We start from the raw sequence: 25609 nt of genomic DNA, 5'->3' as shown, positions 1-25609 counted from the left end.
TTAATCTTAGTATGCTTCTAAAAACTCAGTAACTTGCTCTTCAGTTTTTGCGTTAGCACTATGTAAGTGGCCTAGTTTCTCACCATTTTGATATACAAGTAAACTTGGAATACCCATTACTTGATACTCTTCAGCGATACTTGGGAATTCATCTTTGTTAATAGAATACCATTCAAACTTATTGAACTCTTCCATTACATCTCCGATAAAGTTGTCCATACGCACACAATCTGGGCACCATGTAGTAAAGAACTTAACAACTACTGGCTCCTCACTTGCGATAATGTCTTTGAATTCCTGTTCAGATTTGATTTCTTTCATGTTTTGTTTCTCCTTTTTCACTATTAATATTTTAGGTTGGAACCTCACTTTTCTTTATAAGCTTTTTCTAGGGTTGTGTCAAACTTCTGAATTGTAAGGTTACTATTATAAGTAGGATAATTTAAATTGTATTCATGATAGCCATTGCTATAACGTTCTTTTCCTCACATATTTTTATGAGATGTTTATGAAGCGACTGAAATGTAATGTCGGATAAAACAAGCAATCTCTTTCTGGTACTTAGAGAAGGTAAACGGTGGATAATCATTACTCATAAATTTTATGAGTGAATGAAACAACAAGCAGGAAATTCAAAAAAAGATGTAGGGGATGCATGTATGAATTTAGAGGAATCGTTATAAGAACGTATTCGTGAAGTTGTGAGAGAAGAGATTAGGGCGGCGTTATATGAGTTTCAGCAATAATCACAACCCAAAAAAGTAATATGAGTGAAAGAAGCGTGACTAACAAGAGGGGAAATTGCTGCACTGTATAGAGTGAAAGAAAAAACATGATGTGGAACGCGAAAGGGATCATAAGAACATCTTAGGAATTATTTAGCGGTTAAGAAGTCAGGGGAATTAGGATGTTGAAATGGGTGAAGAAACAAAAACGCCCACCTTGCATTGTTTGTGAGAAACAAGAAGGTGAGCTTCAATTAAAAGAAACGAATTGGATTTGTGAAAATTGTGCCCAAATTACGCATGAACAAGGTATTGAAAGAGATACCTATACCCTTTTACACCTTATTCCATAAATAAGAAAGCTGGTGGGCTTCTGATTCAAGAGCTATTAAATGATCATTATTAATAGAGTTATTCGTATACATTCTGTTCTTTTGGATGTTAAGGACAGTATAATTCACATCGTTATATTCATTTGAAAATGTTGATTCATTTAATAATGTCAGTGTTGAGTTGATGTTATATTTATCAATTCGCTCTTTTTTTCCTTTGAAAAATAGTTTAATAAGATGCGGCTCATCATTAATGAGCAAACCGAGTTCAGGCGATGAGCGGACGATTAAATTATCTGATAACCAATGTGATTTACCTGGATCAAACCAAGAGACGTCTTTGTTTTTAATAAATTTTTTGTACTGCTTTATAACATCAATGTAGTTTTGCTTTTTCTTCTGGTCAACAGTTTGTACTAAAGTTTCAAAACAGTCAAAAGGTAGTTCGTTTTTATGAAATTTAATAACAGTTTCTCGTAATTGTTTCCAGTAATCAAAAACCGGGTGATATTCAGGTTGAGATTTTAAATTCTTTACAAAATTTGTTTTAGCTGCACTACTTTTCAGTGTGAAGTCTAAAAATTGTGTAAGTCCCACTTTAATTTCCGCCATGTTACACCTCCTTTCCAAATGTTACTAATTCAATATTGGAAAGGGAAATCCTGCATTTTTAAGGAGGTGAACTAGATGCTAGAAAAACCGATGTTCATACACATGGAAGTTGAGGGAGAGTAATATTAAAATTTCATTTGTTTTTTACTGTAATAAATAAATTCATTTGAATAGAAGTGAAAAATAGAGGTTTGCCTTAGTCATTTATAAAAGTCGAGAATATTTATAACCATAGGAGTAAATACACAGGTCCGATTTTTGTAATGATGGAGGGAATTGATGTGGACATAACTCAAAGCATGGCAAGAATAGTGGTTAATGGGAAGGATCTTCCGTTTATTTCAGTTAGAACTTCTGTATGGAATCAAGGACCTGTAAATGATTTAATTGTTTCGACAAACTTGAGAGTCGAGGAGCTTTATCAGTTTATGTGGTCACAAGTGCCAGTAATGCTTGCGATGTATTTTCTTCAAGGGGCGGACTTAATGAGGTTTGCTAGAATTAATGGGATTAATCAAAGGGTAACGGGAGAATATATATATCATTTCACTTGGGGATAAAACGAATGTAAAGTAGCTTAACAGCTGCTTTTTTATTTTGTAAAAGAATTTTAGAAGATTAGAAAATATGATTAGAGAGTGATATAGATAATTTGTGACTGTTTTTCAAGTTCGTAAAGTTAATCAGTTACTTCATTTCATACAAGGGGGGCTATGAATATGAAGTTTTTAAGGAACGCAAAAAAACAGTTCCAGTTGCTCCTTTAGGCCCTTGATTTCATTTAGGTCCAGTATTATTTAAGAGTGAACTGTTCAAGGTTCCTTGTAAAATTAAGCTGAATGTTTGTTGCAGAAATGGGTCGGATAGATTTGAACAACTAATGAGCGAAGATAAATTTTGGAATAGAAATTGGAATAACGCAGAGATTTGAGTAAGAGATGTAGTAGGCAAAGAATTGATTAATTGAGTGATAGTTCGTATAACTAAATTTTTATTTGGAGTATTTGGTTGTACTGCAATGATTAAATCATTTAACGCTTGTAATGACGATTGGAGTATTTGTGTAATGTTCAGGAATATTTTTCTTCTAAGTACATGTTTAGAAAATCGAGACGTTCTTATGGGACGTATAATCAATACTTGGTTATTAACAGGAAGTGTAAGTAAGGCTAGAAAACAAAATGGAAATATATTTTTCTTAACTTAAAACATAAAAGAGTAATTTATTAAGTGTTCTAGTGAAGAAATCATCTATTTGCAAAAACTACTTTGTTTTATAGGAAAAGTAATATAAATGGAAAAAATTCAAACACTCAAGTGAATAGTGAACCGAATGAAAAAATAAAGGAAGACAGCTGATAGAAATAGCAGGAAGTTGGGTACAAGCCATAGGTTCTGTAATTTCATTAATTGGACAAATACGTGAAGAAAATGAGGAGTTGGAAGGGAGCGATTGATAGACTAGTTTAAAAAATTAAAATGTAACTATTTTCTAAAATGACAATGAGTAATTTTCACCTTGTTTTTTGATGAACCATTTTTATATGAAAATCATATAATATATTGTAGGACAAGCAACCAGTTTATAATCTATTAAATACTCAAAGAGCTTACCTTTTATATATCTTCGCATCTACTGATCTAGATGCTCTTTTTTATTGAACAAAACACCCATTTGGAAAGGAGGTTAATAATGGGAGTGACATTAGAAGAATTAGAAAAGTGTTATAATAAAGCCTTTATTAAGGGAGCAGAGTACGTAGCTGTTCAGATTGAAATGGATGGATTTCATAGCGATGAAGTAATTATTGACGACAAATATAGTATAGATTCTAAATTAAAGTATTATAAGAAAACATACAATGAAAATTTAGAACATAGATGGATTCCAGGGATTCGTATTGTAGGTTTTGCATATGGCTATTCGTTCTCAGAAATTCTACATGAATTAGGGTTGCTAGTGAAGAAATGATTAAACAAATAGCAGTTATTTTACGCGATGCCATGCTTTTAGTGGTGTCTTTTTTGTTGTGAAGGAAAGATATAAATAAAAAAGAGAGCCTAAGCTCTCTTTTGAATAGATACCTAACGTTTATGCACAGATTGGAATTCCTAATGCTATTAAGGTCAATGCTACTTGAAGAGAAAGTTCTAATCTAGCAATTTCGATTCCAGCGACTGAGACCACTAAAAGAGGTTGTCCATTAACGAACAAAACACAGCTTTCCATACTTTCGCCTCCTTTCGAGTAATCTAATATAGTATATGAATAAAATTGTAATATGAAATAGTCAAATTAGTGGATTTAATAGAATTGATAATTTAACCTATAGTATAAAAAAATTAAGTAGACTAATAGCTGATTTATTAACACCATATATGAAGGACAAGAATATATTAGGAGTATATAAAAACGTAGGAGTGGTAAATATGTTCTTTGCAAAGTTACGCGGCAGGAATGAAGTTCCACCAGTAGAAACAGATGCTCGAGGAGAGGCTTTCTTTAAATTAAGCCCGGACAAGCTTAGCTTAAAATTCAAGTTAGATTTATTCGATATAGAGGATGTAGTAGCTGTCCATCTGCATCTTGGGTCAAAAGGAACGAACGGTCCTGTTGTAGCTTTTTTATTTGGACCTATAACAAATCCAGTTTCAATAGAGTGTGCAACTCTTACGGGAATGATTACTCAAGAAGATTTGGTCGGGCCGTTAGCGGGTCAAACATTAGGTACTCTTGTAAATGAAATCATATCTGGAAACATATATATTAATGTTCATACAGTACAACATTCTAATGGTGAAATACGAGGACAATTGAATTATTGTTAATGAATAAAAGTAGTGAAAAATAAAGCATCCATTTAGGGTGTTTTTATTTTGTGAAGGTTGTATAGATAAGTAATCTATTTTTAGTAATCTTGAACATTCATTTCTAAAATTTTGAAAGTGGTCGAATTTAAAAAATAGTTATCAGAAACTTGTTAATGAAATGCCCCTTCAAAAATTAAATTAGTATTAGTAGATGAACCTTGTAAATGAAATATGCAAGTGTAACAGATAATAAAAATTCTTTAAACTTAATCAAAGCTAATAGATTAATTCTCCACACCCACTGAAATAAAAAATCATAACATAAATTGTAATTACTTTTACGGAAGTGAGATGAAAATAATGTTTTATTCATATTTTACTACCCAAGCAGGTATGCGACCAGCGTATGGTACATCAATAACGTTTAGCGGAGCACAAAGTACAGTTCAAGCTGTTCAACAAGCGTTACAAATGCAACAACAAATGCAAATGCAGCAACAAGGTATCCAGCCGTATTATTCATCTATGGAGTATTTTTACCCAGTGCATCAAATCACACCGTATGGAAGTTCTTTTCTTACTATCCCGTATGGAACTGTATTTAATCTATAAATTGAAAGTTTAATCAGTAGGGGCAGGTATCCCAAACCGATTATTAGTCCTCACCAATTGGACATATACGGACGATCCGGCTCCTACCTATCTTTCTTGCATGTTCCGAAATTTTTTGGGAGTCTTATTACCCGCAAATGGAGAGGGGGATATGTAAGCGTCAAATAGTTCTCAACTACAATTTGTAAATAGTCGATGAGATAATCTCCGTACATATTACAAGTGTTTTTTGATGAGATGATACCGATTAAAGAAAAAATAGGGATTATTTTATCATGAAAAATGATGGTTAGTGGCTCTGTATGAAAGGATACATGAACATTTATTTACGTGGATTAGATCGAGATGTAGCAATGAAGTCCTATTTGTGGTTATATCGAATAGGACGATTGTCTTATAACTATTAACCTACAAAGAAGATTTGACCCGTTTTTTCTAATCTTGAAAGATATTTACAGCCATAACATCACATATTTTATTTATAATTGTAAATAGTTATTAAAATGTATAAATGATATTTCTTTTATATAATAAAAAAGAAAAAAGGGAAAATAATGCAACTTTTTAATTTGTTTATTCGTGTTATATATGAAAGGAGGAGGGGGATGGAGATTGAAGAAATATATAAGGTTTATATAAACGATGTGTACCGGTATTTATTTTCCCTTTCTCGTAGCCATCACGTAGCGGAGGACTTGATGCAGGAGACTTTTTATCGGGCGTATCTTTATCTAGAAGACTATGAAAACCAAAAGGTAAAATCATGGCTATTTAAAGTGGCATATCATACGTTTATTGATTTTGTTAGGAAAGAGAAAAAAGTAACTTTTGTAGGAACGGAAGAATTAGAGACAATACAAGCAGGGGAATCTACAGAAGAGTATGTAGTCGCAAAAAATAGTTACGAAAAATTAATTCAGATTATTCATACTTTACCAGTGGTAGAGGCACAATCTATTTTATTATGTGACGTACATCAATTAACGTACGAAGAGGGTGCTACTGTATTAGATTTAAAGGTAAACACGTATAAAAGTCACATATTTCGCGGGAGAAAGAGATTAAAAGAATTGTTAAAGGAGGAAAAGAGTCAAAATGACAAATGATAAACCTCATTCTGAACAAGATGATTATAAAGAATTGTTACAAGAAGCTCTTCATCAAAGACCGGCTTCACTTCCTGATGGAAAACAGGAGCAAGTGTTGAAAATAGGTAAAAAAAGAGCGCGTATTACGAATGTTTTGATTGTATTTACTTTTTTACTACTTATTCAACCTATTATATATATATCTACACTCTTATATTATACAGTGGCACCTACAAACGCAATGGAGATACGGAATGTAGTAAATCAAACGTTAAGTGTAACAGAACCAAATGTATTTTTGAAAGATAGGGACATGGAGCAAACATTGCTGCCGCTTAGTTTGCAATTGCATTTTGATTTGTATAAAAGGGTAGGAAAGAAAGATATTCGAATAGGAGAAGAGAAAACAGATTATGTATTAAGTAGAGCAACGAAAGTAAGCCGTGAATATACAACAGATGAAAAAATTCCAGAAGTCCCATATATAGATAACGAGGTGTTGTCTCATCCTAATAATTATAATGCGTCCTATAATAGTAGCGAAGAAGCGCAAGTATTAAAGGGTCTTCCGCAAGAATCTGTTGTAGAAGCATTTGTATCTTTTAGAGAATTATTAAGTGTACAAGAGGTAACGAATATGTTTCCTACTATTGATATTGTGTGGTATGCCGTTAATACAGGATTAGAGGAGAAGCAAACGAATGAAGAGGGTATGTATGTAGCCCCGATTGGCTTTCCAGCAGATATGATTTCAAGGCCAAGTGGTGCTTTTGAAAGTGATTCACCTCATGAGGAACAATTTATTGATGTGTTAAAGTCATTACAGAAGCATGAAGATTTAGCAGTGAAGCTATCTAGAGCGAAAGTATTAGAGTTGTCAAAGCGTATTTCTTTCCTTGAAAAAAATGGGGTGAAAACATACGGGGCAGTTGTAACTGGGCCTAAAGTAGAAGTTGAAAAATTGATGAGCCACGAAAAAGTTAGAAAATTGAAAGTAGGTGAAGCGAGGTTATGGAATTGGCATTCTTAAAAAAAAGAAAGAATCATATTTATAAACAGGAATCGTGGATGGGGACTATTTCATTCATTATTGCTTTACTAGCGTTATTGTATTTGAACATTATATTGCTTATTCAAGAAACATTTATAGGTAAAGGTTTTTTGCAAATAGTTGGTATTGGAGTGGTGTGCTCAGTCATAGGCATGATCACAAAAAGCAAAAGTCGAAAATATGCATTGTGGGCATGTAGTTTATTTGTTTTTATGCTGTTGTTTGCTTTATTTGGATTTATGTTAGGTTGGATGATAAGTTTTGGGCCGTAAATATGTGGGAAAGAGCGAATGTAGATTTGCTCTTTTTTGTATGGAACGTAAAATAGATGTATCGTGCAATCCATTAAATTTGAATGGATTGCACGATACATCTAGGTTGTGTTTTTATTAATATGTTTTCCTCTCAAGTGTATATAAATAGGCGACAAGTATAGTGCTAAAACAATAGCTCGTCCAAACATTACGAATCCCTCTTACATAATATGTAGTAATAAGCATGAAAGGGGAACTAGTATGTCTTGCTATTACTACTGTAAGTATTGTAAAGAGTACAAAAAGAAACAGCATGATTGTTGTAAGAGCACGAGTAAGTGTAATGACAACGAGGAGAAGCTTGTTAGGGCATCTGCATTTAGAGCTAGAAATACGGTGAATCAAACGGTTCCTGCCAATACTTTTGTAAAGGTATTGTTCCAAAATGAACAATTTGATTTAGCAAATGAGTATAATCCAGTAACGTCTATTTTTATTCCGAAGACTAGGGGAGTTTACTCTATTATTGGAACGATTGGTTTCTTTCCAAACGATCCTAGCTTAAATTATAGAGCTCGTGTAGAAATTCGTGTAAATGGAAACGCAGCAATAGCTATAGATAATGACTTTTTCGGTCCAATAGGTTTTGGAAATGTAGTAAGTGTTTCGACGATTATTCAATTGAATGAAGGAGATCAAGTTGAGGTTTATGCACAAAGTAGCATAGACGGAGTTTTAAGTCCTTCAGAAGACGGCTCACATTTTGAAGCTGCAAGATTCCCTTCTCCAATTAAATAAAGTCGAGTAAACAAAAGAGAAAGAATAATCCTCACCGAAATGGTGGGGATATTTTATTCTATTGAAAATAGTAACAGTTTGTCCAAACTATTCTAATCTATATTGCATAGTATGTAATAATAAATTTAAAGGGGGACTTACTACGTCTTATTATTACTGTAAGTATTGTAAAGATTACACAAAGAAAAGTCATGATTGCTTTAGAAAAAATAGTCAATGTGATAGAAAGTATGTAAAAGTGAATTGTTGTGATGATAAGAAAGAAAAGCTTGTAAGGGCGTCTGCATTTAGAGCTGTTAATACAATGAATCAATCTGTTCCGGAAAATACTTCAGTTAAAGTATTATTTCAAAATGAACAGTTTGATTTAGCGAATGAATATAATGCAGCAACATCTATTTTTATTCCGAAGACTAAAGGGGTATATAGTGTATTAGGGAATATAACATTTTCTCCAAATGATTTTAATGTAAATTACAGAGCTAGAGTTGAGATTCGTGTGAATGGAAATCCAGCAATAGCAATTGATAATGATTTCTTTGGGACCGGTGTATTTTTTAACAATGATGTTTCAGTAACGTCTATTCTTCAATTAGAAGCAGGGGATTCAGTTGAAGTTTTTGCTGAGAGTAGTGTTGCTGGAGTAATTGTACAAAATGTTAATGGTTTGAATACGGTTCACTTTGAAGCGGCAAGATTCCCTTCACCAACTGAATAACGAAGACAATACAACACTTTTCAGTAGGTTTAGTTAATCCCCTTCACCAAATGGTGGGGGATTATTATTGTTTTTCTAAAATATATAAGTAAATCGGTTAAATATAGTTTGTTTCATGAGAATTTCACATGCTAGGAAGTAAGGTTGAAAGTGCTAGCTTATTATGAGTATTAGATATTCTGCAGGTAATAAAAAGCGTACAACGAAACGAGTAACATGGTTGTAAAAGTTCTTTGGTATTACATTTGCTAGCTGTCTAACGTAATAGAAAAGATATCTTGATTTATGTCCGTATAATTACGTTTTTTCTTTACTATATAGAAATTACATATTTAACAAAGGTTTGTGTAGGTATTGCTATTGTATGGAAAGGAATAACATTAAGGCGATTACACTATATAAAAATAAAATAAATCCTAAGATGAGAAGTATTGGATGCAATTTGAACATATTTGACCTCCTTGAGTATATAAAGATTTTAATACATCTATGGTCAATTTAGAAGGGATATATATTAGATGAATATAATGTTTGAGTGAATACAATAATGTAACAGAGGAGTGAAAGTATAATAAATAAAGGAGTATTATTGAGTTCACATTGATTAAATTGTTTATAAGTAAGCAGGATGGGGGATCGCCTGTGAAATATAAAAGTAAACAGGTTTATATATACAGGATGAGGGATAAATAAAAAAAGAGCATACATAAACAGTACGCTCTAAAGAAAGATAGGTTTTATGAGTGGATAATCTCCATACGATAATATATGCTCGGTTAACAAAAATGTGTGAAAAATCAATAGATTATCAATAGAATATCATGAAATGAGTAATTTTAGTCTTTTACTGAAGTCGTTTAGCTAATCAAAATATGATTAACAATTGGATAATGATCGTACTTCAGTTTCGTATTTCTTATAGTTTGGATATTGCGTAATAGTTTGACACTTAGGTGTGGAAAGTTGATTAATTATAGAAACATTTGTAATTACCTCGTTAAAAGGACCGAAAAATGTGATTTTTAGTTTTGAGTTTGGTGGAACTTTGACCACGATAGGTTTTTTTTTCATAAAATCAGCTCCTAAGACGCAGTATTGTATACTGCGTTTTTTGTTTAGATTAATATATAATATGAAATTTTTAGTTGAGTTGATAATGATATGGAGTTTAATGGTGTGATTAGATTATGAAAAATTAGTAGAAACTTAATTAAAAGATCGTATATTTTGAAAAAAATATAGATTTTCTTTATTTATAGTATAGATAGCTAGTATTAGGCATAAGGGGCTTTTAATAAGACAAGCTTTGAATATGATATTAAAAAGGGGATGAATTGTATTGGGGTATATTATCGATATTTCAAAATGGAATGGCACTATTGATTGGGATATTGCAGCATCTCAGCTAGATTTAGTTATTGCTAGAGTTCAAGATGGTTCGAATACGGTAGATTTTATGTATCAAAATTATGTGAATGAAATGAAGAAACGCAGTATTCCATTTGGTAATTATGCATTTTGTCGTTTTATATCTATTGCTGATGCAAGGAAAGAGGCACAAGATTTTTGGAGTCGTGGCGATAAATCTGCTAAGTTTTGGGTGGTGGACGTAGAAATTCAAACGATGATGGATATGCAAGGGGGGACACAAGCGTTTATAGATGAATTACGCCGTTTAGGTGCGAAAAAAGTAGGGCTATACGTGGGGCATCACACGTATGTATCATTTGGAGCACGTAATATTGAAGTTGATTTTGTATGGATTCCTCGTTATGGAGGAAATAAGCCAGCATATCCGTGTGATATTTGGCAATATACTGATTCGGGAAATGTTCCTGGTATTGGGAAATGTGATTTAAATCAATTAATAGGAAAAAAGTCGCTTTCTTGGTTTATAGGATCGGATCAAGTAAATCAATCTGTTCAATCCGGCAAAGAGGATACACAACAATCAACTGGTATTGGTATTGCGGTTTCGAAATATTCTGATGGATATGGCATAAATCTATATGAAAATCCTGCGAATCCTCAGTTTACAGGTACAATCACTCAAAAAACTCCATATTTAGTCTTACATGGTTATTGGGGAGGCGCAAATAAAGATATGATTTGCTTAGGCAATGATAAACAGTGGGTATATGTAAAACATTTTGATGTGAAATGGTTTTATGCATCTTCAAAATATCCCGTTGGGTATGGAGTTAATTACTATGCAGAGCCTGAATGTATAAATTATAAAGGAAATATTGATGGATCAAAATCTTTTCGTGTGTGGGGCAGAGCCAAAAATGCGGTAGATATCGGGCAAAATAATTGGATACTGGAAGAACATGTAAATATTAAGAGTCTATAGGAATACGTAAAGGGTCATTTTACTGATACATAGTAAGATGACCTTTAATATTTGAACAAAAAAGAACAAGATACATAGTTTATTCAAATGAAATGAATTACATGTGGAAAACACATTGTTAACACAAGTACATTGTATAGTTATTCTTATATAATAATAAAAGTGAGGTATTTTGAATTGAAAAAGAAAAAGCTATTTTTAGGAACAATTATTTCATGCGTAGTACTGGCATTATCGGCATGTGGTTCCTCAGACAACGTAGTAACATCAAAAGTAGGCAATGTTACAGAAAAAGAGTTAAGTAAAGAATTAAGACAAAAATATGGGGAAAGTACTTTATACCAAATGGTGTTAAGTAAGGCGTTGTTAGATAAATATAAAGTTTCAGATGAGGAAGCAAAAAAACAAGTAGAAGAAGCAAAAGAAAAGATGGGTGATAACTTCAAATCGACTTTAGAGCAAGTTGGCTTGAAGAATGAAGATGAATTAAAAGAAAAAATGAAGCCAGAAATTGCATTTGAGAAAGCGATTAAAGCGACTGTCACAGAAAAAGATGTAAAAGATAACTATAAACCAGAAATGAAGGTAAGTCATATTTTAGTGAAAGATGAAAAGACTGCTAAAGAAGTGAAAGAGAAAGTAAATAATGGTGAAGATTTTACAGCTTTAGCCAAGCAATACTCAGAGGATACTGGTTCAAAAGAACAAGGCGGAGAAATAACTGGTTTTGCTCCAGGACAAACGGTGAAAGAATTTGAGGAAGCTGCATATAAATTAAATGCAGGACAAGTAAGTGAGCCGGTAAAAACAACTTACGGGTACCATATTATTAAAGTGACAGATAAAAAAGAATTGAAGCCATTTGATGAAGTAAAAGATCAAATTCGTAAAGATTTAGAACAGCAAAGACTACAAGATACGACTGGAAAATGGAAACAACAAGTAGTCAATGATTTACTGAAAGATGTTGATATTAAAGTGAACGATAAAGACTTTAAAAATACATTTGAATTTCTAGAAAAGAAATAATGACTGTAATTAGAAAAGGGAACCTTTATAGGTTCCCTTTTCTAGTTAGTGTGTGAGTTATAAATAGATAGTAAGACAATATAATATTACATTTAAATATTAAGAATTACAATGGGAATTTATGTAATTGTTTTAAATTGGAATGATCAATGCTTCATAGAATGTTGATATTATAATGTTTCGTTTGCTTAATTTTATTAAATATAAAGTGGATTTATTAATTTCATCCCACTATTTGCATGTAGTCTGATTGGCGTGGGCTAATTAAAACCTGAATTGATTTAAGTTTTTCTTTATTGAAGTGGATAAACATAATTTGCAGAATGAAACATACAATAGTATTGAAAAAATATTGATGTGAAATGAAGTGAAAAGCAGAGCATTCTACTAAAAAGGATGTTCTTTTTAGTATGAAACTTTTAGGATAAAGAAAGAATGCTTTTAAACAAATTATTTAATAGATAAATATATTACGTAGGAGGAGAAAATATGAAAGTAATTTTTCAAAGAGAAGATGGAGGGAAGGTTTTTGAATCGTATGATGAAGATATAAGTAACTTATTAGCTATTTTAAAGGAAACGAAAGGGATTAAGATTGGGATGGTTGAGTATGAAGTATTAAAATACGAATTAGAGTATTTTCGTAACCCAAAAAAAGCAGTAACGGAGAGGGAATTACATATAATAGTACAACCAAAATATATGTAGTAAGGGGAGAATATGTATTCTTAAACAGTATGTACGAAAAGAGAGTGTTTACATTGCTCTCTTTTCTATAGAAATTTTGTGAGTTCGTTCTTTATAATATATGCTTTCATTTATAGTTGGTTAATAAACTTGAAAAATTAAAACTTTTATATAAGAAGTGAAAAGCTCATTTGATGAAGAAAAAATAAATGATGGATAAAAATATAATTTAAATCATTCCAAAAGAACGTAGGTTCGTGTATAATTAGAACGGATGTTCTTGTGTGTGCAGATAGTATACGAATAAGAAATAAAGTGAAACTTTAATTAGCGGGGTGTTCATCGTCCGTTATTTATTAGCTTTCACCAATTAAGCGTTTACGGGCAGTTGATTTTCGTCTTACCTCCTCGCATATAGCGGATTTTGAGGTAGGAGCTTCACTACCTGTTAATGCGGGATAAATATGAGCCTAGCAATTATTAACGAATAATCGAGGAACAATATGTGTGAAATAAAATGGATAAATGATCAAGGAGATAAATAAATGAATGATGTAAAGGTGCAGAAAATAGAAAGAGAATGGGTTCCATTTACAGTAATGTCGGAACAGTTATTAAGTATGCGAAAGATTGTTGGAGAGAAGTTTAAAGTACAAAAACCGTTCTTAACAAACGAAGCAAAAGAGAGAATTTCTGATAAATTATTAACGTCATTATTGTCTGAGAAAGAAATATTGGTGACATATTTTGAAGATGGTTACATCCTTACAAGTTATATGACAGTAGTGCATATAAACCCGCTAAAGTGCATTGTAATATGTACTGACGCATTTTATAAAACTTACGTATTTAATACTTCTGATATTATTGAAATAACGTAAAGGAAGCTGGAATTTCAATTTTAGCTTCCTTTACGTTATGTTAGATGAGGGATATAAATAATGAAAAGAAAAAGCAGCTAGCTTCATACTAGCTGCTAAGCCCCAGGGAAAGGGAGAAAAAGATAGGGTACTCCAAAAATCAATAATAGCTGTGTAACAGCCTGATTATAGTATAGACAAATTTATTATTCCTAAACAGTACGATGAAAAAATAGGACTAAGCTGTACCTACTTGGTTTTGATCTGCAAGGTCAGAATCAAAAGTATTAGTCGCGCTCACACCATTAAAAGTATTAACAACAAAACCAACATTTGAAGCACCAGATCCATTATAAGCCTTCGTATTTTCTTTCGGAGAAACATTGTAGAAATCGCCTAAATTAAATGAACCGTTACTATTTTGTACAACTAAATTCCCTACAACTGAGGGCATAGTTTTCACCCGCTTTACAATCATTTGTTAATACTACTATATGGTGTTATAGTCCAAATGGTTCATGTAACAAAAATTGTGGAATAGTAAAACGTTTGAAGTGTAGCTTAATCCTACAATAAAAGTATGTTAAAATTAATGTAAGGTTGAGTAATTTTTATGAAAAATAATTGTATAATTAATATATGCGAAATCAAAGGAGGCAAAATGTAATGAATAATGTTATAAAAAAAGTAGATTTAACAGATGCAAAATCAAGTAATCTTGTTGCACTTATTTATAGCAATGAAGTTATATTGGTTGAAGAAGCATTTTGTCCAAATGAAATAAAATTAAAGTTTAATGAAATTGCAATTTTATCGGCTATTAAAACAGCACATATAATGAAAGTATCCATCAGAAAAGAACTGGAAGCAATTTTTCATGACACTGGTGTTTTATTTGTGAAGCATAGTGTTGATTATGGAAATAGTCAATCTATCACTATGCATTTTGAACAATTCAAAAAGTTGCAAAATGAGATTGAGAATTTAAATAAAAATAGGTAATCAGACTAGATGAAGATTCTTTCATAGAGGTGAACTGTTCTATGATGAAAAATTAGTTTGAAATTTTTTCAGATGAATCTCACTGTAAGCATAAAAATGGTTTTATTAAGATGCAGGATAATGAAGATTTGAAAAGAAGTAATCTTGGTGTAGCTTTTATGTATCGGTGTGAGAAATGCGGGAAAGAGAAGCTGAAATATAAAAGCAATAACGAAATAAATAATGACTTTTTTGATATATAAGCAAGAGTAACTGTTATGGTTACTCTTTTTGCTTACATAAAAACTCCTACTAAAGTATGAAATGAGTTGATACTTTAGTAAATGGCTGAATGAAAAGGGAGAGTGTAAAATTTTATAAAGGAGGAGAGGTATATGCAGCGAAACGAAACTGGAAAAATTGTAATGATTACAGGAGTGACGCAAGGATTAGGTCGTGCAATGGTTGATCGATTTGATGAATTGGGATGGAATATATATGGCTGTGGACGTTCAAAAGATAAAATTGAAGAATTGAAAAAATATTACGGTAATATACATGATTTTCAAATAATCGATGTTTCAGACTCCCAGCAAGTAAGTAATTGGGCGAATTATATACTTCATAGATATAGAGCACCTGATTTGTTAATAAATAATGCATCGATTGTTAATAAAAATGCGCCACTGTGGAAAGTAACAGCTCAAGAATTCGAAAATGTAATGAATGTAAACGTAAATGGTGTAGTAAATGTAATTAGGGCATTTGTCCCAGCGATGGTAGCTAGGAAAGAAGGAATGATTATTAATATGAGTTCTAGTTGGGGCCGAGAGGGAGAAGCTGAGCTGGCGCCATATTGTGCCTCAAAGTTTGCAATTGAAGGTATCACGAAATCTATGGCACTTGAATTACCCTATGGTATGGCTGTTGTTGCTTTAGATCCGGGCGGAAGTATCAGGACCCCAATGCTGTATTCATGTGCACCAGAGTATGTAAATGAATCACCCACACCTGAAATGTGGTCACATCACGCGATTCAATATATATTAAATATAACAATAGATAAAAATGGAGCTTCATTGACATGCCCAGAATGTATGTAAATATATTTTGAATTGTATACGTATCTTTTAATTAGCATATTTTCAGTGATATACGCTTTGTCTAAAAAAAGTACCTTAAAGGTGCTTTTTTGTATGATTAACACGTTTTAGAATGCACAAAATTACATATAGAAAATAAATATGAGATAAAGGATGCCGTTTGTGTATGGCGAAAAAAAGCACTAGAAAATTTCTAAATAGGTGATAAAAATGAATCCAAGCGGTTTAAAAGTGACAGGAGCATGGTTTCAAGTAGGAGGAAATCTTACTGCGGCTATTGGGGCGACAAGAGGATTTCTTGGAGAAGAGAAAGTTGAATCGAAGATTGTAATTGTAGGAAGCTCATTACAAGCCCTCGGTTATATATTACAAATAATAGCGAGTAATGATACCGGAGATGAAGCTGAAAGAGAAAATCAAAATATGTGTTTGGAGAATAAAAGTGAAATGCTTGATAAAATGGGCATTGAATTATTAGCATTAGGGAATATATCAAATGTAATAGGAACATATTTTAATATAAATAAACAATTGAAAGAGAATGATTATCTCATAATTGTCGGGAACAGTTTACAATCGATTGGTGCTTTTTTAGGAGTAGAAGCAGCTTTGCTTCAGATGAAAGCAATACAGAGAATTATAATACTAGGTAATTCTTTGCAAAGTTTAGGTGCGGGACTTCAAGCGTATCAAGGTATTATTAATGTATCAAAGAATGAAATAGAAAATGAGGGCAGTATGGTTGATAAGAAAGATGAGAAGAGAATAGCACTCATTGGTATTTGGATACAAGCAATAGGAACTATTATTTCTGCGATTGGATTAACTATAATAGAGAAAGAAGAAAGATTAGAAAAAATAAAAATATGAAAATACACATTTGATAAAGGAAGGGGGATTTCAATTTTACATACGTGGTAAGATTAAAGTAGTAGGTTTTTAGGCATTGGAATAGAATATATAAGAGTAGAAAAGTTTTTTATGCTTAATTGGAATGTATGAAATATAAAAATAATTGGTTTTGTGAGCGTATGATAAGAAGAGAGATAAAAAATACAAAACAAGGAGTTTTCAAGAGATGATGTATTTACTGGCAATTCTACTACCACCAGTAGCCGTATTATTTTGCGGAAAACCATTTCAAGCGATAATTAACTTCCTATTAACATTAATATTTTGGGTTCCAGGAGTTATACATGCGATATTAGTTGTACATGATAAAAAAGCAGACCGGAGATTAAAAAAACAAATTCAAGCATATGATGAAATGAATAAGAGGAATAGAAGATAGCTAAGTCGTGAAATGATTGTAAAAAGAAAGGGGGACTACCTCCTTTCTTTTTTTCATTCTGTCTAAGTTTAAATTTTAGTATAGCGGTAAGAATTTTTAATATAAGTATTGTGATAATTAGTTTTAGACTGTGCGCTTAATAAACCGGTGTAAATGTTTTCAGGCACGTTAAAGAAATCATACATTCCATTCTTTAATTGAATGCGTAAAATCATAGAAAAAGGATTATAGCCAACAGCAACAATATTTTTGGAACTCACGGGAGATAGCTTCATCATTATGCAACTCCTCACTTTTCATTTTTAATAATTTCTTGTAGATGTTGTGGTTGTGGTGTTGAAATCCTTATAATTAAAGGGGTATTATACTTATATACAATATATTAAATGTTCGTTATACGTAATGATAAGGAAGTTCACACGAAGTACATATCATTGTGCTATTTTTATTTCACCTTTGATTTATAAATAAGAAAATATTGACCATTTGAAAAAAAGGTATATTATTTATACGAGGTATGAAAAATTCACTTTTTACATTCTATGCTTCAAGGGGCAGCATTATTAGGAAAATAGAAGTGAAAATAGTTTGTATAAGAAGAATTCTAAAATTTATAATCTGTGAATTAGGAAAATATTGAATGCTCCAGGTCAATATACTTTCTTAATTAAATTCATTTTAGAAAGTGACCTCAATATTTTTAAGTAAATCAACGGGAGAATTGAAAGGCAGGAGAAAGTAACATGTCAGAAAATTATCGTTCTCGAGAGGAGCGACGACAAGTTAAAAAGAAAAAACAGCCAGCGTCTAAAACACAAAAACCAAAAGGTAAAACATCATTCTTTCGTAAGTTTTTGATTACTTGTTTATTACTTGGTATTGTTGGTTTAGTGGCGGGGGTTGCTACCTTCTTCGTAATGATTAAGGATGCACCAAAACTTGAGAAAGCAAAACTTGTTAATCCGTTATCCTCAAAAATTTATGATAAAAATGGCGATTTGGTATATGAATACGGGAAAGAAAAACGGACGAATGTTACGTATGATCAAATTCCTAAATTAGTAGAAAATGCATTTTTAGCAACTGAAGATGCACGTTTTTATGAGCATAGTGGAGTAGACTTTAAAGGTACTGCCCGTGCTGTTTTGGTGAGTCTTAAAGGAGATTACGGTTCACAAGGTGGAAGTACAATAACGCAGCAGGTTATTAAAAACTACTTCTTATCGATGGAAAAAACATCAAAACGTAAAGTTCAGGAAATATATTTAGCGTATAAGCTAGAACAACAGTATTCAAAACATGAAATTTTAGAAATGTATTTAAATAAAATTAATTTAGGAAACCGTTCATATGGTATCGCAACAGCAGCACGAAACTATTATGATAAAGATTTAAAGGAGTTAACATTACCAGAAGTTGCGATGCTTGCAGGTTTACCAAAAGCGCCGAATAACTATGATCCAACGAAAACAGAAAATGTTCAAAGGGCAACAGAAAGAAGAAATGTTGTACTAGGATTAATGAATCGACATGGTTATATTACAAAAGCAGAAATGGAAGAAGCATCGAAAGTTTCAGTAACGGATGGTCTTAAACCTGCAACTGAACTTCAAGCAATGCCATATCCTGCATTTATGGATGCAGTTGTGAAAGAAGTAGAAAAAGAATTGCCCGATGCTAATATTGGCTCAGATGGTTTAGAAATTCATACAACTTTGGATCCAAAAGCACAGAAATTAGCTGATAATATTTTAAATACAAATATTATCGATTATCCAAATGATAAATTCCAAGGTGCTTTCACATTTATGGATACGAAAACAGGTGAGGTTCGTGCTATAGGTAGTGGACGCGGTGAAAATAAAGCAGTATTTAAAGGGCATAATATGGCAATTGAATTAGATCGTGCAGCTGGTTCGACGATGAAGCCAATCTTTGATTACGGTCCTGCAATTGAATACTTAAAATGGGCTACGTATCATCAAATTGATGATTCTCCATTTAAATATTCAACTGGACAAGAACTTCGAAATGCGGACAGAAGTCATTTAGGCCCAATTACTATGCGTGAAGCGTTAAAAATGTCACGTAACGTTCCAGCAGTTAAAACTGCAAAAGAAGTAGGACTTAATAAATCAAAGGAATTCTCTGAGAAATTAGGTATTACATTTAATAAACCGCTGGCAGAATCTACAGCTATTGGTACAAACGAAGTATCACCAACTGAAATGGCGGGTGCTTATGCGACATTTGGAAATGGTGGAAAGTATGCAAAACCGCATTTTGTTAAGAAAATAGTTTATCCAGACGGCAAGTCACAAAGTTTTGAGCAAAAACCAAAACAAGTTATAGCTGACTCTACAGCATATATGATTACTGATATGCTTCGTTCAGTAGTGACATCAGGTACTGGTACAGCGGCAAATATAAGTTCTTTAGATGTAGCTGGAAAAACAGGTACAACAAACTATGCTTCAAAACAATTAGCTCAATATAAAATTCCAGAAAGTGCAACTCGTGATAGTTGGTTTGCAGGTTATACGCCGCAATATACGATGGCAGTATGGACTGGGTATATGAAAGATGGTAAAGACGAGTATATTAGTAGTAAAAATACGAAAATTGCACAGTTGATCTTTAAAGAAATGATGAGCGAGATGGCTACAGATAAATCAAGATTTAAAATGCCAAGTAGTGTAATTCAAGAAGGTAGTGAGCTACGTATAAAAGGGGAAAAACGTGATTCTTCTCCAAATACGAGCGTACCGGATACAACGGAACAACCAAAACAAGATCAACAGCAAAAAACTGAAGAAGAGAAAAAGCAAGAAGAATTAAAGAAACAAGAAGAAGAAAAGAAACAAGAGGATCTTAAGAAGCAAGAAGAACAAAAGAAACTAGAAGAGCAAAAGAAACTAGAAGAGCAAAAGAAACAAGAGGAAGAAAAGAAACAAAATGAACAAAATAATGGAAATGGCCAAGGAACGACACCTCCAGCGAATAACGGAGGAGGCCAAGGAAATACAACACCTCCAGCAAATAATGGAGGAGGCCAAGGAACACCACCTCCAGCGAATAACGGAGGAGGCCAAGGAAATACAACACCTCCAGCGAATAATGGAGGAGGCCAAGGAAATAATACGACACCTCCAGCAAATAATGGAGGGGGTCAAGGAAATACAACGCCACCAGCGACCACACAACCAGATACTGGTGGGAATACAGGAGAGGCTCCTGCTAATAATGGGCAATAAGAAAATTTTATGAATAATATTAAAAAGCACTTAAGATTTGTAAACATTACAAATCTTAAGTGCTTTTTTCGTTTAAATGTTAAAAGTACCATAGAAATTTTGGAAATAAACGGAAGGGAAATGATAAAAAACTTGAGCCTGAGGTAATGGAGGATAACTTTGGCTTTGAAAGGTGGTACTACTTGGATGTGCGCCATGATGCCAAAATGAGGGAGTAACTTGACCTGGAATTTGATATTGTTGCCAAGTTGCAGGAAGTTCAATTCCTACATCGGAACTAGCTGTATGAACGGCTGGAACGTGTATCCCAGGAGTCGAAGGAACGACGGCTGTTACTCTTGAAGATACCCACATAACATAATCACTCCTAAGTTGTGATAATAAAGTAGTATATTCTTTTCACGCGTATAAAGGTACATATAGATAGGACTTTAGGCTAATGTATACTTATAAAGTTGTAAGACCAATTTATATTGATGGTGGACCATTATTATAAAAAGTTACGTCTATTTACGGAGGGAAAAGGGACTAAGAAAATGTAAAATGGAGGTGTTAATTGCAAGAATATACGTGTTTATGGAGGAATTTTAATGGAACGATTATGGACGAAATCATTTATTCAAATGACTTTCGCAATGTTATTTTTATTTACAGGATTTTATTTACTTGTACCAACGCTCCCGCTCTTTATTAAAGAGATAGGCGGCAATGAATCACAAGTTGGACTTATGATGGGAATGTTTACTATATCAGCAGTTATAATACGACCGATTATCGGAGGAATGTTAGATCAATATGGGAGAAGATCTTTTATTATTTTCGGACTCGTCTTTTTTGGGATAACGATGTATTCTTATAATTTAGCATCGACTATTGTTCTTTTAGCTGTTTTACGGGTTATTCATGGGGTGACATGGGCTGTTTCTACAACAGCTGTTGGAACAGCGATAACTGATATTATTCCAGATTCACGCCGTGGTGAAGGTATGGGTTGGTACGGGATGGCTATGACAATTGCAATGGCAATCGGCCCAATGATTGGATTATCGGTTGTACAAAATTATTCATTTCACGGCCTATTCTTGTTGGCAACCCTTTTATCCTTTATGGCAGTCCTATTATCGTCCATGACGAAAACGCCATTCACACCACAAAAAGAAAAAGGGAAAATGCAGTTGTTTGAAAAATCGGTTCTATCCATTACAATTGTAGTTTTCTTTTTATCATTTGCATATGGAGGGATTACGACGTTTTTACCGCTATTTGCATCTTCAATCGATGTGAATCCTGGGACATTCTTTCTTGTATATGCAGTTGCTTTAACGATTGTAAGACCAATTTCAGGAAAACTATTAGATAAGTATGGAGAAGTATTTATCATACTCCCGGCATTATGTATTACTGTTATCGCGATAGTTGTATTAATGATTTCAAATAGTTTAATAGGGGTAGTTATCGCAGCTGCATTATACGGTGTTGGATTCGGTTCAGCACAGCCCGCATTACAAGCAGCGATGCTTACAATTGTTGACCCGAGTAAGAGAGGAGTTGCTAACGCTTCATTCTTTACTGCATTTGATTTAGGGATTGGACTTGGTGCGATTTTACTTGGAGTTGTTTCGCAAATGTTTGGTTACCGTATTTTATTTGCAGGTAGTGCAATTTCAGGACTAATCGCTTTCATTATTTTTGTCATTTTTGTAAAACAGCGATTAGGTAAAAAAGAATTTGCGTAAACGGGAGTAACAAAGATGAAAATTTCAATTGAACTTAACGATTTACAATGGTTAAAGGATAACATAATAATAGTTCAATTCAGCCGGACTATTTCTTTAGGGATAGTTTCTGAGAAATCAGATGGGGAAATCGTGTCAGTTGAGAAAAAAGTCATTCTATTTTGGGAGATGTTTATAATCTTTGGTACTTTAAAAACTATCATTTAGTTAAATGTTACTATGAGGAAACGGAAGAAATTCAATTTAATTATGTGAAATAATAACTTTTTTAAAAATAAATAAGTTTTATATAAGAATTATATTGATGAGATAGTGAAATAGATATCATGTAGAAACGAGTTGTATATGTGTACAGCTCGTTTTTTTTATTTTCTTAAAAAAATTGGTTGAATGATATATTCTGTGGGATTTTCTGAGCCATCCTTATATTTTGTTTTAATAAGACGCATAAAGAAGTCAGTCCTTTCTTTATAAAATGTGAAAATTATTTTTAGAAAATTGTATTGCTACATCGGTAAAAGTATAGGAAACTTATCATTATAAAATAAATTGAAATCTTCTAAAAACTCTGATACATTGAAATAGAAATGTAGTTTCACGATTTTGTAAAGGCTTACAGTTATGTGCACGAAGATCTATTAGGATTGGAGGAAATAATGATGAAAGCTGAAGAAAAATTTTCCCCGGGATTAGATGGTATAGTGGCAGCGGAGACGAAAATTTCGTTTCTTGACACAGTGAAAGGTGAAATTGTAATTCAAGGGTATGATTTAATCGAACTCTCAAAAACAAAAGAGTATTTAGACATTGTGCACCTTTTATTGGAAGAACATCTACCAAATGAGGATGAAAAAGCAAAACTCGAAAAGAAATTAAAAGAAGAATACGCGGTACCAGAAGGTGTATTCAACGTATTAAAGGCATTACCGAAAGAAACGCACCCGATGGATGGATTGCGTACAGGTGTGTCCGCATTAGCTGGTTACGATAATGATATCGAAAACCGCTCGTTAGAAGTAAACAAAAGCCGCGGGTACAAATTATTGAGCAAAGTACCAAACATTGTAGCGAATAGCTATCATATTTTAAATAATGAAGAGCCAATTCAGCCTCTTCAAGAATTATCATATAGCGCGAATTTCTTCTATATGTTAACAGGTAAAAAACCAACTGAACTTGAGGAGAAGATCTTTGATCGTTCCCTTGTTTTATATAGTGAACATGAAATGCCAAACTCTACATTTACAGCGCGCGTTATTGCATCAACGCAATCGGACTTATATGGTGCTTTAACAGGTGCAGTTGCATCTTTAAAAGGTAGCTTACACGGTGGTGCAAACGAAGCGGTTATGTACATGCTTTTAGAAGCTGGTAATGTTGAGAAGTTTGAAGAGTTGTTACAGAAGAAACTATATAACAAAGAAAAAATTATGGGCTTTGGACATCGTGTGTATATGAAGAAGATGGATCCAAGAGCACTGATGATGAAGGAAGCTTTAAAGCAGTTATGTGATGTAAAAGGTGATTATACACTATATGAAATGTGTGAAGCTGGAGAAAAGATTATGGAGAAGGAAAAAGGAATTTATCCGAACCTTGATTATTATGCAGCTCCAGTATATTGGATGCTTGGTATTCCAATTCAACTTTACACACCAATCTTCTTTAGCTCTAGAACAGTAGGACTATGTGCGCACGTAATTGAGCAACATGCGAACAATCGATTGTTCCGTCCACGTGTAAATTATGTTGGCGAGCGACATGTACTTAGTAAATAAGAACAACTGGGGAGTTGTTAGCGCCGCCCGCTAGATGGGTGTTTGACCGACACCCATCATTAATAATAACGAATTTTCGACAGAAAGGGAAGAATAGTATGATTAAAACAAATGAAATTAAACAAAAAGATGCATTATTAGAAGAAATTGCGGATTATGTATTAAATAAAGAGGTAAATAGCGCAGAAGCATTCAGTACTGCTCGTTACGTATTACTTGATACACTTGGATGCGGAATTTTAGCACTACAATATCCAGAGTGTACGAAATTACTAGGACCAGTTGTACCAGGAACGATCGTGCCGAATGGTACACGTGTACCAGGTACGTCATATGTGCTTGATCCAGTGAAAGGTGCATTTAATATCGGATGTATGATCCGTTGGTTAGACTATAACGATACTTGGCTTGCAGCAGAGTGGGGACATCCATCTGATAACTTAGGCGGTATTTTAGCAGTTGCAGATTATATTAGCCGTGTTCGTATTTCAGAAGGAAAAGAACCATTAAAAGTACGTGAAGTATTAGAAATGATGATTAAAGCACATGAAATTCAAGGTGTACTAGCTTTAGAAAATAGTTTGAATCGTGTTGGTCTTGACCATGTATTATACGTAAAAGTAGCAACAACTGCTGTAGTTGCAAAAATGCTCGGCGGAACACGTGAAGAAATCTTTAATGCATTATCACATGCATGGATTGATAATTCTAGTCTTCGTACATATCGTCATGCACCAAATACAGGCTCACGTAAATCATGGGCAGCAGGTGATGCAACAAGCCGAGGTGTTCATCTTGCAATGACTGCTCTAAAAGGTGAAATGGGATATCCAACAGCATTATCTGCACCAGGCTGGGGATTCCAAGATGTATTATTCAATAAACAAGAATTAAAGTTAGCAAGACCATTAGAGTCTTATGTAATGGAAAATGTATTATTTAAAGTTTCATATCCAGCAGAGTTCCATGCACAAACAGCTGCAGAGTGTGCTGTGAAATTACATCCAGAAATTAAAGAAAGATTAGATGAAATTGATCGTATTACGATTACAACTCATGAATCAGCAATTCGTATTATCGATAAAGAAGGTCCATTAAATAACCCAGCTGATCGTGATCATTGCTTACAATACATTACGGCAATTGGTTTATTAAAAGGAGATATTGTTGCGGATGATTATGAGGATGTAGTAGCAAATGATCCACGTGTAGATGAATTACGTAATAAGATGGTTGTTGTTGAAAACAAACAGTACAGTTTAGATTACCTTGACCCGAACAAGCGCTCAATCGCCAACGCTGTTCAAGTTCATTTCAAGGATGGCACTGTAACAGAAAATGTGGAATGTGAATATCCACTTGGTCACCGTTTCCGTAGAGACGAAGCAATTCCAAAAGTTGTTCAAAAATTCACTGCAAATATGGCAGGTCATTATTCTAGTAAGCAACAAGAACAAATTCATGAAGTTTGTCTAAATGAAGAAAAACTAGAAAATATGAATGTAAACGAATTTGTAGATCTATTCTTAAATTAAT

The 25609-nt window shown here is 33.1% G+C and carries 30 protein-coding genes and 2 pseudogenes; 24 read left to right on the top strand and 8 right to left on the bottom strand.

The window, feature by feature from the left end; genetic code table 11:
• Window positions 1-6: 6 nt before the first annotated feature.
• Entirely contained in the window at window positions 7-321 is a 315-nt protein-coding gene (locus QEP67_RS16450; protein WP_000658777.1) for a thioredoxin family protein, read from the bottom strand.
• 586 nt (window positions 322-907) lie between these two features.
• Between QEP67_RS16450 and QEP67_RS16445 the strand changes: the two genes are divergently transcribed.
• Window positions 908-1078, top strand: a complete 171-nt coding sequence (locus QEP67_RS16445) for a hypothetical protein (protein WP_000922286.1) — start codon at window positions 908-910, stop codon at window positions 1076-1078.
• Here QEP67_RS16445 and QEP67_RS16440 read toward each other — a convergent pair.
• On the bottom strand, window positions 1061-1669 hold the full coding sequence (locus QEP67_RS16440) for a hypothetical protein (protein ID WP_000807970.1): 609 nt from the start codon (window positions 1667-1669) through the stop codon (window positions 1061-1063). The two genes, QEP67_RS16445 and QEP67_RS16440, sit on opposite strands and share 18 nt — an antisense overlap.
• Before the next feature lie 206 nt (window positions 1670-1875).
• Here QEP67_RS16440 and QEP67_RS16435 point away from each other — a divergent pair, with 206 nt between their 5' ends.
• The gene (locus QEP67_RS16435; RefSeq protein ID WP_046955713.1) at window positions 1876-2229 is read left to right on the top strand and encodes a hypothetical protein; all 354 of its coding nucleotides are present in this window, start codon (window positions 1876-1878) and stop codon (window positions 2227-2229) included.
• A 226-nt stretch (window positions 2230-2455) separates the two neighbouring features.
• On the opposite strand, the pseudogene QEP67_RS16430 reads toward QEP67_RS16435, so the two are convergent.
• Window positions 2456-2731 (bottom strand): annotated as a pseudogene (locus tag QEP67_RS16430) (collagen-like repeat preface domain-containing protein); the annotation flags it as partial.
• 631 nt (window positions 2732-3362) lie between these two features.
• Between QEP67_RS16430 and QEP67_RS16425 the strand changes: the two are divergent.
• Window positions 3363-3641: a hypothetical protein gene (locus QEP67_RS16425; protein WP_000539239.1), complete on the top strand. Its 279-nt coding sequence runs from the start codon at window positions 3363-3365 to the stop codon at window positions 3639-3641.
• Between the two features lie 120 nt (window positions 3642-3761).
• On the opposite strand, the gene QEP67_RS16420 is transcribed toward QEP67_RS16425, so the two are convergent.
• Window positions 3762-3899 carry a DUF3956 family protein gene (locus tag QEP67_RS16420; RefSeq protein ID WP_000443219.1) on the bottom strand — a complete coding sequence of 46 codons (138 nt, stop codon included), beginning with the start codon at window positions 3897-3899 and terminating at the stop codon, window positions 3762-3764.
• A 200-nt stretch (window positions 3900-4099) separates the two neighbouring features.
• Here QEP67_RS16420 and QEP67_RS16415 point away from each other — a divergent pair, with 200 nt between their 5' ends.
• The 7 genes from QEP67_RS16415 (at window position 4100) to QEP67_RS16385 (ending at window position 9001) form a co-directional block, all read left to right on the top strand.
• Entirely contained in the window at window positions 4100-4498 is a 399-nt protein-coding gene (locus QEP67_RS16415; RefSeq protein WP_000464533.1) for a CHRD domain-containing protein, read from the top strand.
• Window positions 4499-4840: 342 nt separating this feature from the next.
• Window positions 4841-5092 carry a DUF3947 family protein gene (locus QEP67_RS16410; protein WP_000500107.1) on the top strand — a complete coding sequence of 84 codons (252 nt, stop codon included), beginning with the start codon at window positions 4841-4843 and terminating at the stop codon, window positions 5090-5092.
• 605 nt (window positions 5093-5697) lie between these two features.
• The gene (locus QEP67_RS16405; protein WP_033714735.1) at window positions 5698-6198 is read left to right on the top strand and encodes a sigma-70 family RNA polymerase sigma factor; all 501 of its coding nucleotides are present in this window, start codon (window positions 5698-5700) and stop codon (window positions 6196-6198) included.
• Complete coding sequence (locus QEP67_RS16400) at window positions 6188-7210, top strand: anti-sigma factor (protein ID WP_048566468.1); 1023 nt, start codon at window positions 6188-6190, stop codon at window positions 7208-7210. Before QEP67_RS16405 ends, QEP67_RS16400 begins: the two co-directional genes overlap by 11 nt.
• A complete protein-coding gene (locus QEP67_RS16395) occupies window positions 7192-7503 on the top strand; it encodes a hypothetical protein (RefSeq protein ID WP_000417667.1) in 312 nt (103 codons plus the stop codon). The genes QEP67_RS16400 and QEP67_RS16395 overlap by 19 nt, the downstream gene beginning before the upstream one ends.
• Window positions 7504-7746: 243 nt before the next feature.
• Window positions 7747-8283: a hypothetical protein gene (locus QEP67_RS16390; RefSeq protein WP_001278094.1), complete on the top strand. Its 537-nt coding sequence runs from the start codon at window positions 7747-7749 to the stop codon at window positions 8281-8283.
• A gap of 106 nt (window positions 8284-8389) precedes the next feature.
• Window positions 8390-9001, top strand: coding sequence for a hypothetical protein (locus QEP67_RS16385; RefSeq protein WP_061672177.1), 612 nt, complete (start codon window positions 8390-8392; stop codon window positions 8999-9001).
• Between the two features lie 876 nt (window positions 9002-9877).
• Here QEP67_RS16385 and QEP67_RS16380 read toward each other — a convergent pair.
• Window positions 9878-10072, bottom strand: a complete 195-nt coding sequence (locus QEP67_RS16380; RefSeq protein ID WP_000729007.1) for a hypothetical protein — start codon at window positions 10070-10072, stop codon at window positions 9878-9880.
• A gap of 268 nt (window positions 10073-10340) precedes the next feature.
• On the opposite strand from QEP67_RS16380, the gene QEP67_RS16375 reads away from it, so the two are divergent.
• From QEP67_RS16375 to QEP67_RS16360, 4 genes are all read left to right on the top strand, one after another.
• The gene (locus QEP67_RS16375) at window positions 10341-11354 is read left to right on the top strand and encodes a glycoside hydrolase family 25 protein (RefSeq protein WP_000540545.1); all 1014 of its coding nucleotides are present in this window, start codon (window positions 10341-10343) and stop codon (window positions 11352-11354) included.
• 177 nt (window positions 11355-11531) lie between these two features.
• Window positions 11532-12383 (top strand): peptidylprolyl isomerase PrsA, encoded by an 852-nt coding sequence (locus tag QEP67_RS16370; RefSeq protein ID WP_353706326.1) that lies wholly within the window; start codon window positions 11532-11534, stop codon window positions 12381-12383.
• A gap of 489 nt (window positions 12384-12872) precedes the next feature.
• The gene (locus QEP67_RS16365) at window positions 12873-13091 is read left to right on the top strand and encodes a hypothetical protein (protein ID WP_000864290.1); all 219 of its coding nucleotides are present in this window, start codon (window positions 12873-12875) and stop codon (window positions 13089-13091) included.
• Between the two features lie 524 nt (window positions 13092-13615).
• On the top strand, window positions 13616-13951 hold the full coding sequence (locus tag QEP67_RS16360; protein ID WP_048566466.1) for a YolD-like family protein: 336 nt from the start codon (window positions 13616-13618) through the stop codon (window positions 13949-13951).
• A 217-nt stretch (window positions 13952-14168) separates the two neighbouring features.
• Here the strand turns inward: QEP67_RS16360 and gerPF are convergent, their stop codons facing one another.
• Complete coding sequence (gene gerPF, locus QEP67_RS16355; RefSeq protein ID WP_001141565.1) at window positions 14169-14384, bottom strand: spore germination protein GerPF; 216 nt, start codon at window positions 14382-14384, stop codon at window positions 14169-14171.
• A gap of 212 nt (window positions 14385-14596) precedes the next feature.
• On the opposite strand from gerPF, the gene QEP67_RS16350 reads away from it, so the two are divergent.
• The 5 genes from QEP67_RS16350 to QEP67_RS16330 all read left to right on the top strand — a co-directional run bounded on the left by QEP67_RS16350 (window position 14597) and on the right by QEP67_RS16330 (window position 17305).
• The gene (locus QEP67_RS16350; RefSeq protein WP_001066867.1) at window positions 14597-14932 is read left to right on the top strand and encodes a hypothetical protein; all 336 of its coding nucleotides are present in this window, start codon (window positions 14597-14599) and stop codon (window positions 14930-14932) included.
• Between the two features lie 62 nt (window positions 14933-14994).
• Window positions 14995-15174 (top strand): hypothetical protein, encoded by a 180-nt coding sequence (locus QEP67_RS16345; RefSeq protein WP_239661032.1) that lies wholly within the window; start codon window positions 14995-14997, stop codon window positions 15172-15174.
• Window positions 15175-15306: 132 nt separating this feature from the next.
• A complete protein-coding gene (locus QEP67_RS16340) occupies window positions 15307-16014 on the top strand; it encodes an SDR family NAD(P)-dependent oxidoreductase (protein WP_353706325.1) in 708 nt (235 codons plus the stop codon).
• Window positions 16015-16224: 210 nt separating this feature from the next.
• Window positions 16225-16884 (top strand): hypothetical protein, encoded by a 660-nt coding sequence (locus tag QEP67_RS16335; protein ID WP_001069866.1) that lies wholly within the window; start codon window positions 16225-16227, stop codon window positions 16882-16884.
• Window positions 16885-17092: 208 nt separating this feature from the next.
• Complete coding sequence (locus QEP67_RS16330) at window positions 17093-17305, top strand: YqaE/Pmp3 family membrane protein (RefSeq protein WP_000990230.1); 213 nt, start codon at window positions 17093-17095, stop codon at window positions 17303-17305.
• A gap of 68 nt (window positions 17306-17373) precedes the next feature.
• On the opposite strand, the gene QEP67_RS16325 is transcribed toward QEP67_RS16330, so the two are convergent.
• A complete protein-coding gene (locus QEP67_RS16325; protein WP_000977083.1) occupies window positions 17374-17583 on the bottom strand; it encodes a KTSC domain-containing protein in 210 nt (69 codons plus the stop codon).
• A 465-nt stretch (window positions 17584-18048) separates the two neighbouring features.
• On the opposite strand from QEP67_RS16325, the gene QEP67_RS16320 reads away from it, so the two are divergent.
• Window positions 18049-20559 (top strand): PBP1A family penicillin-binding protein, encoded by a 2511-nt coding sequence (locus QEP67_RS16320; protein ID WP_064056129.1) that lies wholly within the window; start codon window positions 18049-18051, stop codon window positions 20557-20559.
• 72 nt (window positions 20560-20631) lie between these two features.
• Here the strand turns inward: QEP67_RS16320 and QEP67_RS16315 are convergent, their stop codons facing one another.
• Window positions 20632-20913 carry a hypothetical protein gene (locus tag QEP67_RS16315; RefSeq protein ID WP_000270181.1) on the bottom strand — a complete coding sequence of 94 codons (282 nt, stop codon included), beginning with the start codon at window positions 20911-20913 and terminating at the stop codon, window positions 20632-20634.
• Between the two features lie 236 nt (window positions 20914-21149).
• Here QEP67_RS16315 and QEP67_RS16310 point away from each other — a divergent pair, with 236 nt between their 5' ends.
• From QEP67_RS16310 to prpD, 4 genes and pseudogenes are all read left to right on the top strand, one after another.
• A complete protein-coding gene (locus tag QEP67_RS16310; RefSeq protein ID WP_353706324.1) occupies window positions 21150-22295 on the top strand; it encodes an MFS transporter in 1146 nt (381 codons plus the stop codon).
• A 15-nt stretch (window positions 22296-22310) separates the two neighbouring features.
• Window positions 22311-22555 (top strand): annotated as a pseudogene (locus tag QEP67_RS16305) (cytoplasmic protein).
• Between the two features lie 396 nt (window positions 22556-22951).
• The gene (gene mmgD / locus QEP67_RS16300; protein ID WP_002108333.1) at window positions 22952-24073 is read left to right on the top strand and encodes a citrate synthase; all 1122 of its coding nucleotides are present in this window, start codon (window positions 22952-22954) and stop codon (window positions 24071-24073) included.
• Window positions 24074-24171: 98 nt separating this feature from the next.
• Window positions 24172-25608 carry a 2-methylcitrate dehydratase gene (gene prpD / locus QEP67_RS16295; protein ID WP_000598116.1) on the top strand — a complete coding sequence of 479 codons (1437 nt, stop codon included), beginning with the start codon at window positions 24172-24174 and terminating at the stop codon, window positions 25606-25608.
• Window position 25609: the final 1 nt, after the last annotated feature.

It is taken from the genome of Bacillus cereus group sp. MS39 (genome assembly GCF_040448665.1).
GTDB classification, from domain to species: domain Bacteria; phylum Bacillota; class Bacilli; order Bacillales; family Bacillaceae_G; genus Bacillus_A; species Bacillus_A wiedmannii.
The sequence above is the reverse complement of the archived record's forward strand: the minus strand, read 5'-3'. Positions and strand labels throughout refer to the sequence as shown.